The following is a 20,433-nucleotide window of genomic DNA, read 5'->3' on the forward strand; positions in this document are numbered from 1 at the left end:
CCTACCGCTGGTCGTCGCCATTACCGGGGCCAGCGGCGCCGTCTATGGCATCGAAGCCCTGAAAGCGCTTAGGTCAGCCAAAATCCCCACGCATCTGGTCTTGAGCCAGGCTGCGACGCAGACCATCAAGCTGGAAACCAAAACCAACGACCAGGCAGTGCGCGACCTGGCCGATCAGGTTTACGACGAAGGCGACATCGCGGCCGCCATCTCTTCCGGCTCCTTCAAGACCAGGGGCATGCTGGTTGCCCCCTGTTCGATAAAAACCCTGTCGGGCATCGCCAATTCATATGCCGACGGGTTGATCGTGCGGGCCGCCGACGTCACCTTGAAAGAGCGCCGTCCGCTGGTGCTGATGGTGCGCGAAACGCCGCTGCACAGGGGACATCTGGATCTGATGCTGCGCGCCGCCGATATGGGGGCCATCATCCTGCCCCCCCTGCCCGCCTTCTATCACCAGCCGAAATCGGTGCTCGACATCGTGCATCAATCGGTGGGCAAGGCGCTTGATCTACTGGGGATCGAGCACAATCTGTTCAAACCATGGAACGGCCCCCATGGATAGGGTTCAGGTCATCAGCACCCGCCAATTCGCCGCCATCATCCTCGCAACCGCCTCCATGGTCTGGCTGATGGGCGGCATCTCGGTCTTTTTCGCCATTCACGTCTCGGACAATCCCCTTTTGGTTCCCGGCGGCGACGGTTTGGTCGGGCGGAGCCTGCGCGGTCTGGTTGATATCTTGCCCTTCTCCTGCGCCGTCGCCCTGATTGGCGGCTGGATTGGCTTTGCCAGGAACCAACTGCCGCTTGCCTTCAAGTTGCAAGCCGTTCCCTTTCTGCACCTGATCTTGATCGCATTGGCGATCATTCCGGTCATTTTTCTGTGTGGCGCCGATAATTGTTTCTAAGAAAAGACTTTTTATACAAAATTCCTCGATATGTTATATGTCTATTACTTGATTGCCCTCTCTGAAGAATAGACAATGACCGCCTGATAAATGCTTGAGGATGGGCGCATGCCGGTCATTGGATTTCGTTTTGCCGTCCTTGGCGCTTTGCTGGGCATCGTGAACATTGCCCTGGCGGTTGTCCTTGTCATCGTGCATCAGGCCAATGTCGAAGCTGCTCGCCAGACCGCCGTCGATCTCTTCGGCCAAATCGGCGCGAAGATCGAAGAGCAGATTCAAAGCAGCATGAATCTGGCCATGACGACGGCCGACGTGGTCAGCAACTTGCGCGACCTGTCCGAACCGCAATCGGGAAGCCCGCTCGAACATCCCGCCTTCGGGCAATTGCGCGCCATACAGAAGATCAATCCCAGCCTCTATTCGCTTTATGTCGGCTATGAAGATGGCGGCTTCTTGCAATTGATCGCCGTGCGCAACAAGGAAACCGTCATCAAAACGATCAACGCGCCCGAGGGCACGCAGGAAGCCAGACGCATCATCCAAGGTCAAGGGGCCGCCCGGGTCGAATTATGGGCCTTCACGGACGATGCGGGAAAGGTATTGGGTGTGCGCCGCAACGAGGCGCCCGCCTACGATCCCCGCCAACGTCCATGGTTCGCGACCGCCAAGACGGCGGACGATACGTTTCTGTCCGACCCCTATATTTTCAATTCACAACCCAAACCCGGAATCACGGTTTCCAGGCGCATGAAAAGCGGACAGGGCGTTGCGGGCGTGGACATCGCGCTTGACGGCCTAAGCCAGCTTGCCGCCAGCCAGAAGATTTCCGCAAACGGTCGGGTCATCCTGACCGATGCGCAGAACCACGTGCTGGGCGCCTCGGATGACGTGCTGGGAACCTCCCCGCCCCTGACCGGCTTGGCCGACATCTCGCACCCGCTGGCCAAGCTGGCCAGCAAACATGCGTCCCAAAAAGACGAAGGCATCGTATCGGACGGCAAGTCGGAATTCCTGTCGCGCCATTTCCGCTGGCAGGGCAGCGGCAAGGAAATCAACATTCACGTCCTGGCTCCCTTTGACGATTTCGCCGGGCACATTCGCCGCATCGACAGCTTCATTCTTCTTTTCTCGCTGCTGGTTGTGGGAGCCACGATCCCGGCAGGCATTTGGGTTGCGCGCCAATTGAGCAAAAGCATCGTCGAACTGGCGGGCGACGCCGAAAGAATCCGCGAGTTGGACTTTACCGGAGAGGTTCCGCCGCCGACGCCCATTCGCGAAATCCAAACGCTGACGGCTGCCTTCGCCGTCATGAAAAAGCAGATATTGGAACGTACCCGTCTTCTGGGCGCCTCGCAGGAAACCTTGCGCCGCCTGATCGAGCTTGGCATTTCGTTGGGGGCGGAGAGCAGTTCCGGGCAATTGTCAGAAACGGCCTTGGCCGAAGCCATGCGCCTGACCGGAGCCGAGGGCGGCACGCTTTACATCCGCCATAACGAAAAACGGCTGCAGTTGGCCATCATCCGCAACAGCCCGCTCGAACTGTCGGTTGGCGGACGCGACGGCGACGACATGGAATTGCCCGAGCTTGACCTTTGGAACCCGGACGACGACACGCCCATCCGCGACAATTTCATCGCCGACGCCGTGCATGGCGGCCAGGTGATCGCCATCGACGACGTTCGTAGTTGGACAAAGCACGACATGCAGGGCGTGATCGAGTTCGATGAGGTGACGGGATACGAAACAAAATCCATGTTGATCATCCCCCTAACCACGCCGAACGGCGACGTCATCGGCGTTCTTCAATTGATCAACATGAAGGCTGAAGGCGGAAACTTTTCCTCGCACCGAAGCGCTTCGCAGCGTCACGTCATGGCCCTGGCCAGCCAGGTGGCTGTGGCCCTGCAAAACAGGGTTCTGATCAAAGCCCAGGAAAACCTGATCGACGGCATGGTCGATATCATTTCATCGGCCATCGACACCAAAAGCCCCTATACGGCCGGGCATGCCAGCAGGCTGATGGAAATCGCCGTCATGCTGGCCGACGAGGCCGGCAAGTCGCAAGAGGACGCCTTCTCGGATTACGAAGTGCCATCAAGGGACGCAAGGCGCGAGTTGCGCACCGCCGCCCTGTTGCACGATTGCGGCAAAGTGACGACGCCGGAATATGTGGTCGACAAGGCCACGAAGCTGGAGACCATCCACAACCGCCTGCATGAAATAAGAACCCGTTTCGAGGTGCTGCTGCGCGACGCTGAAATAGACAGATTGAGGGCACTGGCCGATGGCGAGGACGAGGATGCCGCCAACCAAGCGTTCGCAGAACGCCGCGACGAGTTGCAAGACGATTTCGCCTTTGTCGCGCAATGCAATGTCGGTGCCGAACAGATGCATGGCGACGACATCGAACGCTTGAAGCGGATTGGCACGACGACTTGGCTTCGCTATTTCGACGATCGGCTTGGCCTGTCGGTCGAGGAACTTCGCCGCTTAAAGGATGCGCCAGCTCCACCCATTCCAGCGGTAGAGCCGTTGCTTTCCGACCGACCCGAGCACCGCATCCCCTGGACGGGCCGCGAAAAGTTTCACGACCCAAGCTGGAAGTTCGCGCTTTCGATTCCGAGAGTCATGTATGACCGGGGCGAAATCTACAACCTGTCGATTTCTCGCGGCACGCTGACGGCCGAAGAAAGGTTCAAGATCAACGAGCACGCCATCCAGGGCGTCGTCATGTTGAACAGCATGTCCTTCCCTGCCCAGTTACGCAACGTGCCCGAGATCGCAGGCGCTCACCACGAAGCCATCAACGGCAAGGGCTATCCGCGCGGCATCAAGAAGGACGACATGTCGGTCTCGGCGCGCATTCTGGCCATCGCCGACATTTTCGAAGCCCTGACCGCCGCCGACCGCCCTTACAAGAAACCGAAGTCGTTGTCGGAATCCATCGACATTCTGGCCGGTTTCAGGGACCGCCAACATATTGATCCCGATTTATTCGCGCTTTTCCTTCGCACGGGTGTATACCGGCGCTATGCGGAATCGTTCCTGCAACCGGAACAAATCGATGCCGTCGACATTGAAAAGCATCTGAACTGACGGCAGCCAAGGAGACGTTGACATGGTAATTCACGCCATCAGGTGGTCGGACGAAATGACCGTCGGCATGCCTGCCTTGGACGAAGATCATCGCAGGCTGGTCGTCTTGATGAACAAGGTCATCGCGGCCTGCTATGCGGGCGTCGGCAACGCCATGATCAATACGGCCATGAACGAGCTTGAAGCCTATACCAAGGAACATTTCGTGCGCGAGGAAACCTTGCTGGAAGCTAAGAACGATCCGAATCTGGCGGCGCACAAGCAGCAGCACCAGGAACTTATATCCCAGCTTGCCGAAATGAAGTCGCAAAAGCACGGAACGGAGATCATCCCCATTCTTTACCGCTGGCTGGTCGTCCATATCATGGAAACCGACCGCGGCTACAGCCACCTGTTTCGCTAACTCGGACAGCTACGCCTTGCCGAGACAGGTGAAACCGGCATCCTCAATGGCGTTCGAGATCAAGACCTCATCGTCGCAGCCCGCCACGGCAACCGTCTTGGCTTCCAGGTCAACCGCGACCTGGGCCGTGGGCGCCGACGACTTGATGGACTTCTCGACCGAGGCCGCGCATTTGCCGCAGGACATGCCGTCGACGCGATAGGTTATGGCCATGTGTATCTCCTCTATGGTTTCTTGCCAGCCAGCATCGACTGGCGCTTGACGATGGCGCTGACGGGAACCAGGACGAATCCCTTCGCCTCCAGCGTCGCAAGCCATGTCGCCAGCGCCTCTATGGTGGCGTCGTGCGGATGCCCGATGGCGATGGCATGTCCATATTGGCGGGCGAAGTCTTCCAGCTTGGCCAATTGCGCATCCACCGCCGACCGGCTGATTTCATTATCCAGGAACACATTGCGCTCGGCAAAGGGAATGCCGATCTCGCGGGCCACTTCGCCTCCCGCCGACTGGGCCGAGGTGCGGGAGTCGAGAAACAGCAATCCTCTGGCCTGCAGGTCCGACAACACCACGCGCATGCTGGCGCGATCGGCGGTGAACTTGCTGCCCATGTGATTGTTGACGCCGACAAAGTTGGAAAATTGCGACAGATCGCGCTCTAGCCTGTTGCGGATTTCCTCGACCGACAAGCCCAGCTTCAAGAGATTGCTTTCCGGCCCCGGATCGTAATTGGCCCCCACCGGCTCCATCGGAACGTGAACCAGCAATTCATGGCCCTTGGCGCGCCCTGACGCCGTTTGGGCTTGCAATTCCTGGGCATAGGGCAAGAAGGCCAGAGTCAGGGGGGCCGCCAAATCGATCACGCGCGCGGTGCGCCTGCGGTCCAGCCCCAGATCGTCGATCACCACGGCGATCACCGGCTTGCCGCTGCCGGCGCCGGGCGGCACGGGCACCGCATGGGCCAGCCAGGGCGGCGGCGCGCCGGTCCCGCTGACCAAAGGCGGCGGCGCCACGATCCTGGCGTCGGGAATGGCGGTGGCGACATAGGGACCGCTTTCTGGCGGCACGGTCAACTTGCTAGGCGCCGGGGGAACGGGCTTGGCCGCTGGCGAAGGCCCAGAGGGTTTCGCTTGTTGAATCTGCGTCGCTTCCGCTGGCGCCTGAGGCGTTGCTTGAGGCTGAATCTGCGTCTGAATCTGCGGCTGTGGCGGCGGCGTCACCAGAACCGATCCAGGCATCTGGGACGCCACTTCGAGCGGCAGGTCATTGCGCTTATTGTCGCCAACCCAACTTCCGAAACCAACGCCCAGGAAGATGCCGATCGCCAGAAGCAACAGCAGGGCCACGGGCTTTTGGCCACGCATCAACCAGCCCGAAACGACGCTTGAATATCCCTGGCTTGACGATGGACGGCTGCGGCTTCGCTTGGTCAAGGAGCCTCGGCGGCCTGTTCGTCATCGGCGCCGCCGGATTGCTTGCCTTTGACGATCTGGCGCAAGTTGAAATGATAAAGTACCGGCATGGCGACATAGATCGAGGAATAGGTGCCGACGATCACGCCCCACAACATGGCCGCCGAAAAGCCGCGGATCACCTCGCCGCCGAACAGGAACAAGGATAGGACAGAGACGAAGACCGTGCCGTTGGTCAAATAGGTGCGGGCCAGCGTTTCGTTGATGCTGAGATTGATGATGTCGTAGGCGGGCATCGTTTTGAACTTGCGCAAATTCTCGCGCGCCCGGTCGTAGGACACCACCGTATCGTTGATGGAAAAACCGATGATGGTCAGGATGGCGGCAACGCTGGTCAGGTTGAATTCAAGCCCCGTGACCGAGAAAACGCCCAGCGTGGTGATGGCGTCGTGGAATGTGGCGATCATGGCGCCCAGGCCGAACTGCCATTCGAAACGAAACCAGACATAGACGCTGATGGCCAGAACAGACAGGACAACGGCCAGGATGCCGCCCTGGATCAGTTCCTCACCCACCTTGGGACCAACGAATTCGGTGCGACGGTAATCATAGCCTTCGCCCAAGGCCGTCTTTACCTTGGCGACAGCCAACTGCTGCTCGGCCTCGCCTCCGGCCTGTCGTTGCAGGCGCACCAGAACCAAGTCGGGTGCGCCGAATTCCTGCAACGCCACTTCGCCCAATTGAAGGCCTGATACGGTGGATCGCATATGGGCCAGATCTGCCGGTCCATTCTGATGTTTGACCTCCATCAGAATGCCGCCAGCGAAATCGACGCCCAGATTAAGCCCCTGCGTGGCCAATGAGACGATGGACCCCAGAACCAACACGGTCGTAAAGGCATAGGCGATCAAGCGCTTCGAAACGAAGTCGTACTTGGTGTCCTGCGGCAGGAAACGGCGAACCAGCTTCATGGCGTTTCCACTTTCAAATCGGCAAGGCTTTGGGCCGGGCGTATTTCAGCCACAGCGAGATCATCAGTTGCACGACCAGAATGGCCGTGAACATCGAGGTGAACAATCCAATCGCCAGGGTAACGGCAAAGCCGCGCACCGGGCCGGTTCCGAACTGGAACAGCAGAACGGCGGCGATCAGGGTGGTCAGCTGGGAATCGACGATGGTCACCAAAGCGCGCTTGAAACCCGCCGTGCAGGCGGAAACGATGCCGCGCCCAAGGCGGAATTCTTCCCGCATGCGCTCGTAGATCAGCACGTTGGCGTCCACCGCCATGCCCATGGTGAGAACGATGCCCGCGATGCCCGGCAGGGTCAGCGTCGCCCCCATCATCGACAACAGACCCAGCAGCAAGATCAGGTTGACGACCAGGGCGATATTGGCGAAAACGCCGAACAGGCCATAGATCAGCAGCATGAAGATGGCGACTAACATCAGACCGATCGCGCTGGCGACCTTGCCAGCATAGATCGAGTCGGCGCCCAGATCGGGTCCGACCGTGCGTTCTTCCAAAATGGTGAGCGGAGCAGGCAGCGCGCCAGCGCGCAGCAACAAGGCCAGATCGTTGGCCGTCTGCGCGGTGAAGCTGCCGGAAATCTGCCCCGACCCGCCCAGAATGGGTTCGCGGATCACGGGTGCGCTGATCACCTTGCCGTCGAGCACGATGGCGAACTGCTTGCCCGCGTTTTCGGTGGTGATCGCGCCGAACTTCTTGGCGCCCTGGCCGTTGAAGCGGAAATTGACCACCGCTTGGCCTTCCGTAAAGCCGGCACTGGCGTCGACCAGCGCTTCGCCGCCCAACTCCACCTTGCGACGGATCACGACGATCCTGGCCCCTTCGCCATTGCGGCCTTCGGTTTCATGCAGGACTTCGGACCCCGGCGGCACGCGACCGGCATAGGCGTCTTGCGGGCTGACGCCATGATCGACCAGATGGAAAGTGAGTTTGGCGGTCTTGCCCAAAAGGCTTTTCACATGTTCCGGATTCTCGACGCCCGGCAATTGCAGCAAGATGCGATCCTCGCCCTGGCGGACGATGGTGGGTTCGCGCGTGCCCATTTCGTCGATTCGCCTGCGTACGATCTCGATCGACTGGCCCAGAACGGCGCGCCGTTTTTCGTTGATGGCGAATTCCTGATAGCGCAGCGACATGGCGCCGTTCTCGGCCTCGGCGATCTCGGTCCCGGCATCCAGCTTGCGCAAAAGGTCGCGGGCCTTTTCACGCTGATCCGCTTCGGGAATGGTGACGCGCAAGCCGTCGGCGTCGGCGCCTAGGCCGATATAGCGGATATTCTCCTTGCGAAGCGCCGTGCGGGCCGATTCAACCAGCGACACCGCCTGTTCCTTGAACACCGCCTTCAGATCGACTTCCAGCAGCAGATGCGACCCGCCCTGAAGATCAAGCCCCAGATTGACCGGCTTCAGCCAAGCGGGCATCATCGCAAGCGCGCTGGCCGGAAGCGCGTTCGGCAAGGCGAAAAGCGCCCCTCCCAAACAAACCAGGGCAACCAGAATCAGCTTCCAGCTTTCGATGCGCATCCGCTTTATCCAGACCTGACGATCAGTCTTTCTTGCCGGACAGCAACTTGCCCAGCATCGAGCCGCCCTTGCCTTCATTGGCGGGCTTGGCCGCGTCGCCGTCGCCAGCGTCCTTGCCCACCGGCTCGGACTTCGACAACACCGCGGTGATCGTGTCTTGAATGACCTTGACCTTCACATTCTCGGCGATCTCGACGATGACTTCGCCGTCTTGCACCTTGACGATCTGGCCGATGATGCCGCCGCCGGTCACCACCTTGTCGCCGCGTCGCAACGCGCTCAGCTTGGCCTTGTGTTCCTTCATCTTCTTTTGCTGCGGACGGATCAGCAGGAAATAGAAGAGGATGAAAATCAGAACCAGCGGCAGCAGCGATTGCAGCGAATCCATTCCACCGCCGGGGGCAGCGGTTGCGGTCTGGGCGAGCGCCTCGGAAATCAGCATCGGATACTCCTTCAGAATTTGGGGCGACTATACAGACAGCGCACGGCTTTGCAAACCTTGACTATTGGCTTTTTTGTCCTATGTGGGTAGGGTCGTTTCCATGAACGAAATGGACCTACTGCGCCGCATCGCCGAAGCCCTGGAGCGCCTCGCCCCGGGTCTTAAGCCATTGAACGACCTTCATAAGGCCGACGCCTTCGTCTGGCATGCGCAAACGCAAGCCTTGCAGCCCGTGCCCAAGGTCAACCGGGTGCCGCTAGCGCTTCTGAAGGGCATTGATGGACAGTGCGGCAAATTGCTGGACAACACGCGCCGCTTTTCCTTGGGATTGCCCGCCAACAACGCCCTGCTGTGGGGGGCCAGGGGAACCGGCAAAAGCTCGTTGGTAAAGGCCGTGCATGCGGCAATCAACCAAGACTCCCCGGGGGCCTTGGCGCTGGTGGAAATCCACCGCGAGGATATCCCCTCGCTGCCTCGCCTGCTTGGCGTGCTGAAACAAAGCGGGCGGCGCTGCGTGCTGTTTTGCGACGACCTGTCCTTCGACGCCCAGGACGACGCCTACAAATCGCTGAAGGCCGTGCTGGAAGGCGGCATCGAGGGCAGGCCCGCCAATGTCTTGTTTTACGCCACCTCGAACCGTCGCCATCTGATGGCCCGCGACATGATCGAAAACGAGCGCTCGACGGCGATCAATCCCGGAGAGGCGGTCGAGGAAAAGGTCTCGCTCTCCGACCGTTTCGGGCTGTGGCTTGGCTTTCACAATGCCGACCAGGACACTTATCTGTCCATGGTCAACGGCTATGCCAAGGAATATGGGCTGAAAATCGCCCCCGACGCCCTGAAGCGCCAAGCGCTGGAATGGTCGGTCACCCGCGGATCGCGCTCGGGCCGCGTGGCTTGGCAATTCATCCAGGATCTGGCTGGCCAACTGGGCCAAAAAATCGAAGAGTAACCGCCCTATCCATCCACCAATTGCGTCACCGGATCGACCGGTCTGGAATTGTGGCGCAATTCGAAATGCAATTGCGGGCTTGTCACCAGCCCAGTGGCGCCGACCCTGGCGATGGCCTGGCCACGATCCACCCGGTCGCCCTTGCCGACCAGCAGCAGATCGTTATGGGCATAGGCCGACACCCAGCCATCTTGATGCTTGACCAGCAGCAGATTGCCAAACCCCTTCAACTCGCTGCCCGCAAAGACCACCACGCCATTCTCGCTGGCCCGCACATAAGCGCCGCGCTTGGCGCCGATATTGATGCCGTCATTGTTCTGGCCCTTGCCAGTCACGCCGAAACCTTCGACCAGCGGCCCTTTCACCGGCCACAAAAAGCCCTTGCCCGCCTTGGGCCGGGGTTCGGGAAAAACCAGCGCAGCCGGTTCAGGCCCAGGCCTTGCCGCCGGGGTTGGTTCGGGGTCAGAGCGGGTCATGGGCGGCCTGGATGGCATGAAGGCCGCACTTTGAACGGGGGGCTGGGAAACGGGCAATTTCAAACGCTGGCCGACCAGCAGCTTGAAGGGGGCGGACAATCCGTTCAGATCGATGATACTTCGCATGTCCACCTGATGGCGGCGCGACAGGGCGTAAACCGTGTCGCCTTTGGCGACCTCGATCATGCCGGGGGGCAAGGGCTGGCGCTGGGCGGACTGCTGCGGCGCCGATGGCTGCTGGCGGCCTGAGGGCTGGTTCCACCAAGGATCGGGCACATGGGAATAGCAGCCGGACAGCGCCGCCGCCAAAACCAATCCCAACCATAATTTGCCCAATTTACCCATATTATCTATTTGGGCGAAAAGAATTGAGAAAGGGTTAAGCCCCCTACCCTTCTCCGGCCAAAGTCTCTACTTCATCAATCAAGCGGGGCAGCTTCGCCAACAATTCGGGAATAAAGACGCGCACTGTTTCATAGATGCGGTCCAGCTTCAGGCCGAGATAGTCGTGCGCCAAAACATTTCGCATGCCGATAATCTGCCGCCAGGGAATCTCAGGATGTCGGTCGACAATCTCTTTGGGGACACGACGCGAAGCCTCGGCCAACATTTCCAGCGCATGGAAAACCGCGAATTTCGTTTTGGTATCCTGCGTGAAATCTTCAAAGGTAACGTGATCGAGAAACTGACGCGCCGCCTCGGCGAATTCCTGCATGTCGGCAAGATAGAGGACGGGGTCACGCTTCATACCATCACGGCTTCCTTGAGAATGTAAGGCGCAATGCGCGGCTTGAGCGCCTCTTTCTCGGCCAGATCGACATTGATCCCTACGGCATCGCCGATTTCCTGTTGCAGGCGAACGAAATCGATCAAGGTCATCCCGTCGCCCAATTCGACCAACAGGTCAAGATCGCTTTCCTCACTCTGCTCGCCGCGAGCGTAAGAGCCGAAAACCCCCATCGAGCGCAAGGGATAGCGCAGTTCAAGCATCGGCTTGATCTGGCGAAGTGTCGTCAATATCTGATCCAGGCTGCGCATAGGGGCATTCTAGCGCAAGTAATGGAGGCAAGGAAGTCCCCTACCCCTACCCTTCTCCGGCCACGCCGGGCAATAGGGGCACGAAGCGAACGCCGAACAGGCTTTCGATTTCGAAGTCGGTTTCGGTGCGGGTGTATTTCACCAGATGCTGCTCGCCATTCTCGTCGCCCAAAGGGGCGACCAGAATGCCGCCGACATCCAACTGATCTAGCAAAACCTTGGGCACGTCGAAGGGAGCGGCAGTCAGAATGATGCGATCGAAGGGCGCTTGTTCGGGCCAGCCCTTGAAGCCGTCGCCGCACAGGGGGCAAGCCTGCCACTTATCGACCTGTCAGAAATACCGGGGTCCGCATTTTGGAACTCTAACTACCTGAAGAAGCCTTGGTCAGTCCCGATCCGCCCCATCGCTTCAGACCAATCAAAATCACTGACTGCCCTGGGATTGAAGCTATTGTCCACGAGAACCGCAAGAAGCCCTTGATGATGGCGCTTCAACATTTTCCAAGTATTCAGGTACTTCCGCCTGACCTTAGTCGCGAGCAGCATATCGTTCATGTGGTGGTGTATACTTTCTAGGTAATGGATATCGTAGGCGATAAGATAAAGCAGGTCTGTCTCAATGATCCATTCAGGCGGGATCGGATATTCTCGCCGCATCAAACTGATGTCCTTTAAGTTTTGCATAATGTGGACGAACTGGTATTGCTTATTAAACGGGGTCAGCTGAAAAATATTGCTGTATGGACATACGATGTTGTCCATAAACAGACCGGTGCATTGAATCTCTTTCTCAGCTTCGTGGGCACGGATTAGCCCCTCTCCGTAGTACGCCTCTATATTCTTCATGGGCTGATGATTGAAGTCGCCGTAGGTGATGTATCCCCGAAAGTGGATGTCCATGCTGATACAGCGATAGAACAGGTCTTGGGCGAACTCGCAGAGGTACATTACGCCGTACTGGACATCGAAAAGAGATGTTGGTTCAGGCATGTTGTAGACAAGAATCGTATCCGAGAAGACAATGACCTTGAAATCTGGATGCCGGTGCGCGTTCAGAGCGTCAATGATCTCATAGAGGCGATCAACGTTGCCACGCTTCACAACCGGATCGCTGAAGCCAAGGATGTCAATATAAAGCAAGAACTTTTCGGGCATTGGCGGCAACCGCAGCGTTGTCTATTTTACTGCCGAGCAGTTTGCCTTCATTTACCCAACCCTACAATCACCACACGCACTTATTTTATCAAATGAGGGGGTTTGCACTGTAAACGTATTGGCAGAAGGTGGGGTGTCCGCTCAAGACCTTGCGAATGTATTGTCCGCTTTGCCGATACGGCGCACTACGTCCGCGCCGTCATTATTCTTGGGAATAGATTGTCTTTGGGGGAAGCCCCCTACCCTTCTCCCGCCACGCCGGGCAGCAGGGGCACGAAGCGAACGCCGAACAGGCTTTCGATTTCGAAGTCGGTTTCGGTGCGGGTGTATTTCACCAGATGCTGCTCGCCATTCTCGTCGCCCAAAGGAGCGACCAGAATGCCGCCGACATCCAACTGATCCAGCAAAACCTTGGGCACGTCGAAGGGAGCGGCGGTCAGAATGATGCGATCGAAGGGCGCTTGTTCGGGCCAGCCCTTGAAGCCGTCGCCGCACAGGGTGGTGATGTTGTGCAAACGCAGTTCCTTGAACCGTTCCTCGGCCTGCTTCATCAAGGGCCGGTGGCGCTCGATGGTGTAAACGCGCCTGGCCAGCTTGGACAAAATCGCCGTCTGATAGCCCGAACCGGTGCCGATCTCCAGCACCTTCATGCGGTCGCCCAGATTCAGCGCCTGGGTCATCAAGCCCACCACCAAGGGCTGGCTGATCGTCTGGCCGCAGCCGATGGGCAGGGCGTTGTTGTCATAGGCCTGATCGAGAAAGCTGTATTCGACGAACTTCTCGCGCGGCGTCAGCTCGATGGCCGACAGAACCTTGGTGTCGATCACCCCTCCGGCGCGCAAATCCATCAGCAGGCGGATCTTGCGCGACGAGACGATCATCAGAACAAGCCGTCTAGTTTGGCCAAGGTGGGGCCATGCGTCAGGTCGACGCATAAAGGGGTGACCGTCACGAAGCCCTCGAAGATGGCGAACAGATCGGTGCCCGCTTCGGACCTGTCTTCGGTGCGCTGGCCGCCGATCCAGATATAGGGAAGACCACGCGGATCGATGCGCTCGGAAATCTGGTCGCCGATCTTACGCTTGCCCTGGCGAGCCAACACGACGCCCTTCACCTTCTTGGCCGGAACGTCTGGGAAATTCAGGTTCATCAGCACATTGTTAGGGCAAGGCTGACCGCACAGCTTCTTGATCACCTTGGCCGCCCAGGCTTCGGTGGTGGCCCATTTCACCGGCTGGTCGGGCGACACCACCTGCGAGAGCGCGAACGAGCGAATGCCCATCAGCGTGCCTTCCATGGCGGCGGCCACGGTGCCGGAATAGGTGATGTCCTCTCCCAGATTGCCGCCCCGGTTGACGCCCGACAAAACGATGTCGGGGCGGATTTCCTTCATGATCTTGTTGACGGCCAGCAGCACGCTGTCGGTCGGCGTGCCGTCCACCGCATAACGCTGCTTGGCCAGCTTGCGGATGCGAAGCGGGCGACGCAGCGTCAGCGAATGACCGGCCGCACTTTGCTCGGACTCTGGCGCCACCACCCAGACATCGTCGGAAATCGCATGCGCGATGCGCTCTAGCGCCTTGATGCCCGACGCCTCGATCCCATCGTCGTTGGAAATCAGGATGCGGGCCTTCTTCAAGGATTTGATGGGAGCGTGGGTCACGGCGATATGACCTCAAGCCCGCCCATGTAATGTTTGAGCGCTTCCGGCACCACAATGCTGCCATCAGCCTGCTGATAATTCTCCAGCACCGCCACCAGCGTGCGCCCCACCGCCAGGCCGGAACCGTTCAGCGTATGCACGGGCCTTGTCGCCTTGTCGCCGCTCTTTCGGCAACGCGCCTTCATGCGCAGCGCTTGGAAATCGCCGCAGTTCGAGCAAGACGAAATCTCGCGATAGGCGTTCTGGGCGGGCAGCCAAACTTCGATGTCATAGGTCTTCCTGGCCGAGAAACCCATGTCGCCGGTGCAAAGCGTAATCACGCGGTAGGCAAGGCCCAGGCGCTTCAACACTTCCTCGGCGCAAGTCAGCATGCGGTTATGTTCTTCTTCCGATTGCTCGGGCGAAGTGATGCTGACCAGTTCCACCTTCTGGAACTGATGCTGGCGGATCATGCCACGCGTATCCTTGCCCGCCGCCCCGGCTTCGGAACGGAAACAATTGGTCAGCGCCGTCATGCGGATCGGCAGTTTGGCGTCGTCCAGAATCTCGCCCGCCACCAGATTGGTCAGAGGCACTTCGGCGGTGGGGATAAGCCACTTAGACTCATAAAATTCGCTATTGGGATTCTTAAGTTTTGAATTTAGCTCTTTTCCAAATGTATCCAGAGAAATGCTTACAATCCCTGAGAAAATGTGTGGATTAAAATCTTGGGGCAGGGTTTCTCCCATTTGACTTTTTAGCCACTCGACCTTTTCCTTCAAAAATTGATCGATAGCGCCCTCTTTCATAGCTTTCGCAGAAAACAGATCCTCGCCGAATTTCGGCAACTGGCCGGTGCCGTATAGGGCGGTGTCCTTGACCAGCACCGGCGGATTCACTTCCAGATAACCATTCGTGCCGGTATGCAGATTCAGCATGAAGGCGCCCAGAGCGCGTTCAAGCCGCGCCAAAGCACCTTTCAGCACCACGAAACGCGCTCCCGACAATTTGGCAGCCGCATCGAAATCCATCAATCCCAGGGCCACGCCCAATTCATCATGAGCCTTGGGCTTGAAATCGAAGACGGGCGGCGTGCCCACCTTGCGCAATTCGACATTGGCGGATTCATCGGCCCCATCCGGCACATCGGCAGCGGGCAGGTTTGGGATGGCGGATAGTGCTGAATCAATCCACTCACCAAGCGCTTTTTCATGCCCCTCTAGCGCCGGGATCAACTCGTTATTCTTTGCCGCTTCCGCCATAACGGCTTCTGCCAAGGCCGCTTCGCCTTGCTTCTTATGCATGCCGATTTTCTTCGCTAACTCATTGCGAAGCGCCAACCGTTGTTGAAGGTCGGTTTGCGCGCGGCGGCGTTCCCCGTCCTTTTCAAGGATATCGGCGGAACGCGCTTCCAGGCCGCGCCGCTTCAGCCCCGCATCGAAGGCCTCGGGGTTTTCGCGAATGAATTTAATGTCATGCATGGCGGCTACTCAACTCTCGTTGAAATCGGTTTCCGGCAAAGCGCCGTCGTCATCCTCGCCTTCGGCTTCGCGCTTCTTCTTCTCGACCAGCTTGCAAGAATAGATCGAGATTTCGTAAAGCAGCATCATCGGCACGGCCAGCCCGATCTGGCTGATCACGTCGGGCGGAGTCAAGATGGCGGCGGCCACGAAGATCAAGACGATGGCGTAGCGGCGCTTTTCGGCCAAGCCCTTCGACGTCACCAGCCCCACGCGGGCCATCAAGGTCAGCAGCACCGGAAGCTGGAAGGCGATGCCAAAAGCGAAGATCAGCTTCATCACCAGCGTCAGATATTCGCCGACCTTGGCTTCCAACTGAATGGGCAATCCACCGTCAAGTGGTTGGGCTTCGAAAGACAGCAGGAACTGCCAGGCCATGGGGATGATGAAGTAATAGACCAACGCCGCACCCATCAGGAACAGCAGCGGAGTGGCGAACAAGAACGGCAGGAAGGCCTGGCGTTCGTGCTTGTACAGGCCGGGGGCTACGAAAGCCCAAAGCTGTCCGGCGAAAACCGGAAACGAGAAGAACAGCGCCGTGAACATGGCGACGCGCACATAGGTAAAGAAGGCTTCGGTCAGCGCGGTGTAAATCATGCGCCGGTTGCCGCCCATGCTTTCGAAAATATCGGTCAGCGGCTGCACCAGGAAGCCATAGACGTGATTGGCGAAGTAATAGCTGACGAAGAAGGCGACCACAAAAAAGGCCATCGACCACATCAGACGATTGCGCAGCTCGATCAGATGCTCGAGCAACGGCATCTTCTTTTCGTCGCTGGATTCCTCGGTCACGACTTGGCCTCAGGCTGTGTCTCTGGCTGGGCGGTAGGTGGTTCGTCCGCCGGGGCATCGCTGGGCGGGGGCAGGACGGCAGCCGCATTGGTTTGATGGTTTTCGATGGAAAGGGCGCTGGCGACCTCGCCCTTGGGATCGACGGCGCGCTCGATCTCGGCTTGCACATTGACGGTGTTGAAGGCCTGCGCCTGTTTGCGCAGATCGTCCAATTCCGATTCGCGCATCATGTCGTCGACGCTTTTTTGGAACTCGCCCGCCATCGCGCGCGCTTTGCGGGTCCATTGGCCCATCACGCGCAGCACTTTGGGCAGATCCTTGGGGCCGATGACCACGAGCGCGATCACGGCAATCACCGCCACTTCTGAGATATCAACGTCTAACACGCTTTGGCCCGTCCGGTTGGGACCAGGGGATCAGTGCTTGGCCGCTTCGTCCTTTTGAACGGGCGCGGCATTGGCCTGGGCCTGATTGTCGATCGTCTTGGGGGACTCTTCGGCCTTCGCCTCGTCTTCGTCCTTCAGGCCCGACTTGAACGCCTTGACGCCCTTGGCCATGTCGCCCATCAGGCGCGGCAGCTTGCCCGCTCCGAACAGGAGCAGAACGATGATCAGAACGATAACCCAATGCCAAATGCTTCCAAAGCCACCCATGATACGCCCTCTTGCTAGCCCTTTTTGGTTAGGACGCGGATCATCGCAGATGCAGCCCGCAGCCGCAACGGTTTGAAGCGCCCTTGTTTTTACAGAAAATCGGTGCGCTGACCGCCCCTTGATTTCACACTACGCTTATGGGTAAGAAAAAACTACCCAGAGGAATTGGATTCGGCTTGAAAATCACCATCTACTCAGCGTAAATAAACACAAAACGACCTCAATCGACAATTATAGAACAATAACAAACAATAAAACTGCGGCAAAGTCCGCAGGCGCGCTGGAGATGGAGATGAATTTTACACAAGAAGCCGCAAGCGTCCCGCAGGACGTCGCCGAGAAAATGGCCCGCCATGTCAGTCAGTTGTGGGGGCAACTGACCGAGGTGGCGGGCGACATCGCTACCGTAACCCAGGAATTCAAGCATCAGGCCGACCGTTTCGGCGGCCTTAAATCGGCGGCCGAGGATCTGTCGCGCACCAACGCGCTGATCGGCGCGTCGGCTGGCGAGGCGCATCAGGTCTCGGAAAACGCGGCCCGCATGACCCAACAATCCACCCAAACCCTGAAAACGGCGGAATCCGACATCAGGGCCTTGGTCGAAAGCGTCAATCATATCGAGGAAAGGCTGAAGGGGCTTAGCGCCTCGCTGGCCCGAGTGGACAAGGTGTCGACCGAAATCGAAACCATCGCCCGCCAAACCCGTCTGCTGGCGCTGAACGCCACCATCGAGGCCGCCCGGGCCGGAGAAATGGGCAAGGGATTCGCCGTCGTGGCCAGCGAGGTCAAGACCTTGGCCGCCCAGACCAGCCAAGCCACCTCATTGATCGCCGAAACGCTGACCGACCTGTCCAGCTTAAGCGCGCAATTGACCGAGGAAAGCATCACCAGCCGCGAGAGGGCCACTCGCGTTTTGGCCTCGACCGAGGCGCTGGTCAGCACGGTGGGCGGGGTCAGCGACAAATTCGCCGAAGTCGACAAGCATGTTTCAGGCATCGCCGACACGACCCAGCATTGCGACCAGGACCGGGCCGTCATGAGCCAGGCGATCTTGGACATTTCCCAGGACATGGGGCAGGAAAGCCATCATCTGGCCAGCGCCAGCCAGCGCCTGGACAGCCTGTTGTCCAGCGGCGAGGAGTTGATGTCGCTGGTGGTGGGCCAAGGATTGCCGACGCCGGAAACGCCCTATGTCCAAATCGTCAGGGCGACGGCGGAACTGATCTCGCAGCGTTTCGAAAAAGCGGTCGCCGACCGGGAAATTTCGCTTGGCGATCTGTTCGACGACAATTACCAGGAAGTTCCGGGCACCAATCCCAAGCAGGTGAAAACCCGCTTTACCGATTTTACCGACCGCGTGTTGCCAGAATTCCAAGAACCCATCATCGCGAAGGATGCAAAAATCCTGTTTTCCGCAGCCGTCGACCGCAACGGCTATCTGCCCACCCACAACAAGAAATATTCGCAGCCCCAGGGCAACGATCCGGTCTGGAATACCGCCAACTGCCGCAACCGCAGAATTTTCAACGATCCGACCGGTCTGGCCTCGGCCAAGAACACCAAGCCCTTCTTTCTGAAAACCTACAAGCGCGACATGGGCGGCGGCAAGCTGGTGATGTGCAAGGAATGCTCGGCTCCGATCATGGTTCAGGGCCGTCATTGGGGCGGCTTGAGACTGGCTTTTCTGCTGTAGAAACTTCTACGGGAAGACCAGAAGCCCGCCATTCCGGCATGCCGTCTTGCAGTCGGCTGGCAGGCAGGCCCTGCTCGCGAAGGAACGCCACCGCCTCATAGGCCAGGACGCAATACGGTCCCCGGCAATAAGCGACGATTTGGCTGCCTTTCGGCAGATCCTTCAGCCTTCTTTTCAGGTCCTTCAGCGGAACGTTCAAACTGCCGGGAATGTGCCCGGCGGCAAATTCCTGTTCAGGCCGAACGTCAAGGACGGTCACCAACCCATCCTTCATGCGCTGGACGAGATCGCTCCTGGTAACAGGTTCCAGCCGATCCTTTTCCTTGAAATAACCTTGGACGACCAGCCCGACCTCGGCCACATGCCGCTCGGCGGTCTGGCGCAGGGCCGCCAGCAAAGCCAGAACGTCGTCGCCGGACAGATAATAAAGCACCTGTTGCCCCGACTTCCTGGATAGGACCAAACCAGAACGCCTGAGCGCGTGAAGATGCTGCGACGCGTTGGCGATGGCAAGTCCTGCCGCCTTGGCCAATTCATCGACGCTGCGCTCGCCTTGGGCGATCAGCTCCAGCAGATCAAGCCGGTGCGGGTTCGACAAGGCCTTGCCCAACACGGCGAACTGTTCAAGCAGCTTCAGCTTCGGGCTAACCATGCCATCTCTCTTTGTTGATTTGACATTATCTTCCGCTTTCAGAGCGAGCTTCAAGAAGCGTCTTTGGTTCCGCACCTTGATTTAGGCCTAAAGGCATGCGCTTGACGTCATTCATGGTCGATCGCATTGCGACAAAGGCAAGTCTGCCTCCCCTACCATCTTCGTAAAAGCACAGAGGCAACGACCTCGCTTGACAGTCTCGCGCCTAAATTATAGTATTCAATTGAATTGTAGAATATCAGCAAAGGTGCTGGATCATGTCGCCATTAGCCATTCTAGCCGGACTCGCAACCGGCCTTATGCTGGGCCTGTTCGGAAGCGGCGGTTCGATCATCACACTGCCTGCCCTGCTCTATCTGCTGGACGTGCCGACGAAATCGGCCATTGCCATGAGTTTGGGGATCGTTGGCGTTACGGCGGCCATCTCCGCCGTCACCCACTGGCGGCGCGGCAACGTCGACATGCCCGTTGCCGCCGTCTTCGGCTTGTTCGGCGTGGTGGGAACCTATGGAGGCGCAAAATTGGGCGTAATCACGCCCGATTTGGTACAGCTCTTGTTGTTCGCCGCCATCATGTACGCGGCCTCCTGGCGCATGTTCAAACCAGGGCATGTGGAACCGAAAACAGCCAACCTGATCAGGCTCGACTGTCAAGGAACTGCCTCCTTGATCTGCTTCGATTACACGCGGGTTGGGCATGTGGCCTTGCATGGCATCGTCGTTGGCGTCCTAACCGGCATGGTGGGCGTGGGGGGTGGATTCCTGATCGTGCCAGCCTTGGTTTTGTTGTCCGGCTTGCCGATGAAGCAAGCCACGGGAACCTCTTTGGTCATTGTGTCCGCAAAATCATTTGCCGGTTTCGCGGGTTATTTGGGAGCCATCGAGATCGACTACAACCTGATGGCCATCTTTACGGCCATCGCCATCGCCGGAAGTTTCGCCGGAACCGCCATCTCGAAACATCTGTCGGCGGAAAAGCTGAAAAAAGGATTTGCCGTCTTTTTGGTCGTGGTGGCCAGTTATATCGTCATCAAGGAAACGATGCTGGGGTAA

General features: G+C 58.6%; 24 protein-coding genes. 7 read left to right on the forward strand and 17 right to left on the reverse strand.

Annotation, left to right across the window (positions count from 1 at the left end):
* The first annotated feature begins 7 nt into the window (after window positions 1-7).
* From HQL44_01910 to HQL44_01925, 4 genes are all read left to right on the forward strand, one after another.
* Window positions 8-565, forward strand: coding sequence for a UbiX family flavin prenyltransferase (locus tag HQL44_01910; GenBank protein MBF0267324.1), 558 nt, complete (start codon window positions 8-10; stop codon window positions 563-565).
* Window positions 558-908, forward strand: coding sequence for a hypothetical protein (locus tag HQL44_01915; GenBank protein ID MBF0267325.1), 351 nt, complete (start codon window positions 558-560; stop codon window positions 906-908). Before HQL44_01910 ends, HQL44_01915 begins: the two co-directional genes overlap by 8 nt.
* A 108-nt stretch (window positions 909-1,016) precedes the next feature.
* Window positions 1,017-4,004: an HD domain-containing protein gene (locus tag HQL44_01920; protein MBF0267326.1), complete on the forward strand. Its 2,988-nt coding sequence runs from the start codon at window positions 1,017-1,019 to the stop codon at window positions 4,002-4,004.
* Between the two features lie 22 nt (window positions 4,005-4,026).
* Complete coding sequence (locus tag HQL44_01925; protein MBF0267327.1) at window positions 4,027-4,407, forward strand: hemerythrin family protein; 381 nt, start codon at window positions 4,027-4,029, stop codon at window positions 4,405-4,407.
* 9 nt (window positions 4,408-4,416) lie between these two features.
* Here HQL44_01925 and HQL44_01930 read toward each other — a convergent pair whose 3' ends face one another.
* The 5 genes from HQL44_01930 to yajC form a co-directional block, all read right to left on the reverse strand.
* On the reverse strand, window positions 4,417-4,620 hold the full coding sequence (locus tag HQL44_01930) for a heavy-metal-associated domain-containing protein (protein ID MBF0267328.1): 204 nt from the start codon (window positions 4,618-4,620) through the stop codon (window positions 4,417-4,419).
* Window positions 4,621-4,631: 11 nt separating this feature from the next.
* Complete coding sequence (locus HQL44_01935; protein MBF0267329.1) at window positions 4,632-5,768, reverse strand: divergent polysaccharide deacetylase family protein; 1,137 nt, start codon at window positions 5,766-5,768, stop codon at window positions 4,632-4,634.
* 65 nt (window positions 5,769-5,833) lie between these two features.
* Window positions 5,834-6,787, reverse strand: a complete 954-nt coding sequence (gene secF / locus HQL44_01940) for a protein translocase subunit SecF (GenBank protein ID MBF0267330.1) — start codon at window positions 6,785-6,787, stop codon at window positions 5,834-5,836.
* A gap of 13 nt (window positions 6,788-6,800) precedes the next feature.
* Window positions 6,801-8,366: a protein translocase subunit SecD gene (gene secD, locus HQL44_01945; GenBank protein ID MBF0267331.1), complete on the reverse strand. Its 1,566-nt coding sequence runs from the start codon at window positions 8,364-8,366 to the stop codon at window positions 6,801-6,803.
* Between the two features lie 22 nt (window positions 8,367-8,388).
* Window positions 8,389-8,808, reverse strand: a complete 420-nt coding sequence (yajC, locus tag HQL44_01950) for a preprotein translocase subunit YajC (protein ID MBF0267332.1) — start codon at window positions 8,806-8,808, stop codon at window positions 8,389-8,391.
* A gap of 100 nt (window positions 8,809-8,908) precedes the next feature.
* Here yajC and HQL44_01955 point away from each other — a divergent pair, with 100 nt between their 5' ends.
* On the forward strand, window positions 8,909-9,760 hold the full coding sequence (locus tag HQL44_01955) for an ATP-binding protein (protein ID MBF0267333.1): 852 nt from the start codon (window positions 8,909-8,911) through the stop codon (window positions 9,758-9,760).
* Between the two features lie 5 nt (window positions 9,761-9,765).
* Here the strand turns inward: HQL44_01955 and HQL44_01960 are convergent, their stop codons facing one another.
* From HQL44_01960 to HQL44_02010, 11 genes are all read right to left on the reverse strand, one after another.
* Complete coding sequence (locus HQL44_01960; GenBank protein MBF0267334.1) at window positions 9,766-10,362, reverse strand: peptidoglycan DD-metalloendopeptidase family protein; 597 nt, start codon at window positions 10,360-10,362, stop codon at window positions 9,766-9,768.
* Window positions 10,363-10,624: 262 nt separating this feature from the next.
* Window positions 10,625-10,984: a DUF86 domain-containing protein gene (locus HQL44_01965; GenBank protein MBF0267335.1), complete on the reverse strand. Its 360-nt coding sequence runs from the start codon at window positions 10,982-10,984 to the stop codon at window positions 10,625-10,627.
* Window positions 10,981-11,274, reverse strand: a complete 294-nt coding sequence (locus HQL44_01970; protein MBF0267336.1) for a nucleotidyltransferase family protein — start codon at window positions 11,272-11,274, stop codon at window positions 10,981-10,983. Before HQL44_01970 ends, HQL44_01965 begins: the two co-directional genes overlap by 4 nt.
* Window positions 11,275-11,320: 46 nt before the next feature.
* A complete protein-coding gene (locus HQL44_01975; GenBank protein MBF0267337.1) occupies window positions 11,321-11,578 on the reverse strand; it encodes a hypothetical protein in 258 nt (85 codons plus the stop codon).
* A gap of 62 nt (window positions 11,579-11,640) precedes the next feature.
* Window positions 11,641-12,429 carry a hypothetical protein gene (locus tag HQL44_01980; protein ID MBF0267338.1) on the reverse strand — a complete coding sequence of 263 codons (789 nt, stop codon included), beginning with the start codon at window positions 12,427-12,429 and terminating at the stop codon, window positions 11,641-11,643.
* Window positions 12,430-12,668: 239 nt separating this feature from the next.
* Window positions 12,669-13,310: a protein-L-isoaspartate(D-aspartate) O-methyltransferase gene (locus tag HQL44_01985; protein ID MBF0267339.1), complete on the reverse strand. Its 642-nt coding sequence runs from the start codon at window positions 13,308-13,310 to the stop codon at window positions 12,669-12,671.
* Window positions 13,310-14,092: a 5'/3'-nucleotidase SurE gene (surE, locus tag HQL44_01990; protein ID MBF0267340.1), complete on the reverse strand. Its 783-nt coding sequence runs from the start codon at window positions 14,090-14,092 to the stop codon at window positions 13,310-13,312. Before surE ends, HQL44_01985 begins: the two co-directional genes overlap by 1 nt.
* Window positions 14,089-15,552 carry a serine--tRNA ligase gene (gene serS / locus HQL44_01995; protein MBF0267341.1) on the reverse strand — a complete coding sequence of 488 codons (1,464 nt, stop codon included), beginning with the start codon at window positions 15,550-15,552 and terminating at the stop codon, window positions 14,089-14,091. The genes surE and serS overlap by 4 nt, the downstream gene beginning before the upstream one ends.
* Window positions 15,553-15,561: 9 nt before the next feature.
* Window positions 15,562-16,353 carry a twin-arginine translocase subunit TatC gene (tatC, locus tag HQL44_02000; GenBank protein MBF0267342.1) on the reverse strand — a complete coding sequence of 264 codons (792 nt, stop codon included), beginning with the start codon at window positions 16,351-16,353 and terminating at the stop codon, window positions 15,562-15,564.
* A gap of 26 nt (window positions 16,354-16,379) precedes the next feature.
* Complete coding sequence (tatB, locus tag HQL44_02005) at window positions 16,380-16,769, reverse strand: twin-arginine translocase subunit TatB (GenBank protein MBF0267343.1); 390 nt, start codon at window positions 16,767-16,769, stop codon at window positions 16,380-16,382.
* A gap of 30 nt (window positions 16,770-16,799) precedes the next feature.
* Window positions 16,800-17,036, reverse strand: coding sequence for a twin-arginine translocase TatA/TatE family subunit (locus tag HQL44_02010; protein MBF0267344.1), 237 nt, complete (start codon window positions 17,034-17,036; stop codon window positions 16,800-16,802).
* Window positions 17,037-17,328: 292 nt separating this feature from the next.
* On the opposite strand from HQL44_02010, the gene HQL44_02015 reads away from it, so the two are divergent.
* On the forward strand, window positions 17,329-18,729 hold the full coding sequence (locus HQL44_02015; protein MBF0267345.1) for a methyl-accepting chemotaxis protein: 1,401 nt from the start codon (window positions 17,329-17,331) through the stop codon (window positions 18,727-18,729).
* Here HQL44_02015 and HQL44_02020 read toward each other — a convergent pair.
* On the reverse strand, window positions 18,677-19,381 hold the full coding sequence (locus HQL44_02020; protein MBF0267346.1) for a metalloregulator ArsR/SmtB family transcription factor: 705 nt from the start codon (window positions 19,379-19,381) through the stop codon (window positions 18,677-18,679). The two genes, HQL44_02015 and HQL44_02020, sit on opposite strands and share 53 nt — an antisense overlap.
* A 257-nt stretch (window positions 19,382-19,638) precedes the next feature.
* Here HQL44_02020 and HQL44_02025 point away from each other — a divergent pair, with 257 nt between their 5' ends.
* Window positions 19,639-20,433: a sulfite exporter TauE/SafE family protein gene (locus tag HQL44_02025; GenBank protein MBF0267347.1), complete on the forward strand. Its 795-nt coding sequence runs from the start codon at window positions 19,639-19,641 to the stop codon at window positions 20,431-20,433.

This window comes from Alphaproteobacteria bacterium (assembly GCA_015231795.1).
Classification (GTDB): domain Bacteria; phylum Pseudomonadota; class Alphaproteobacteria; order Rhodospirillales; family WMHbin7; genus WMHbin7.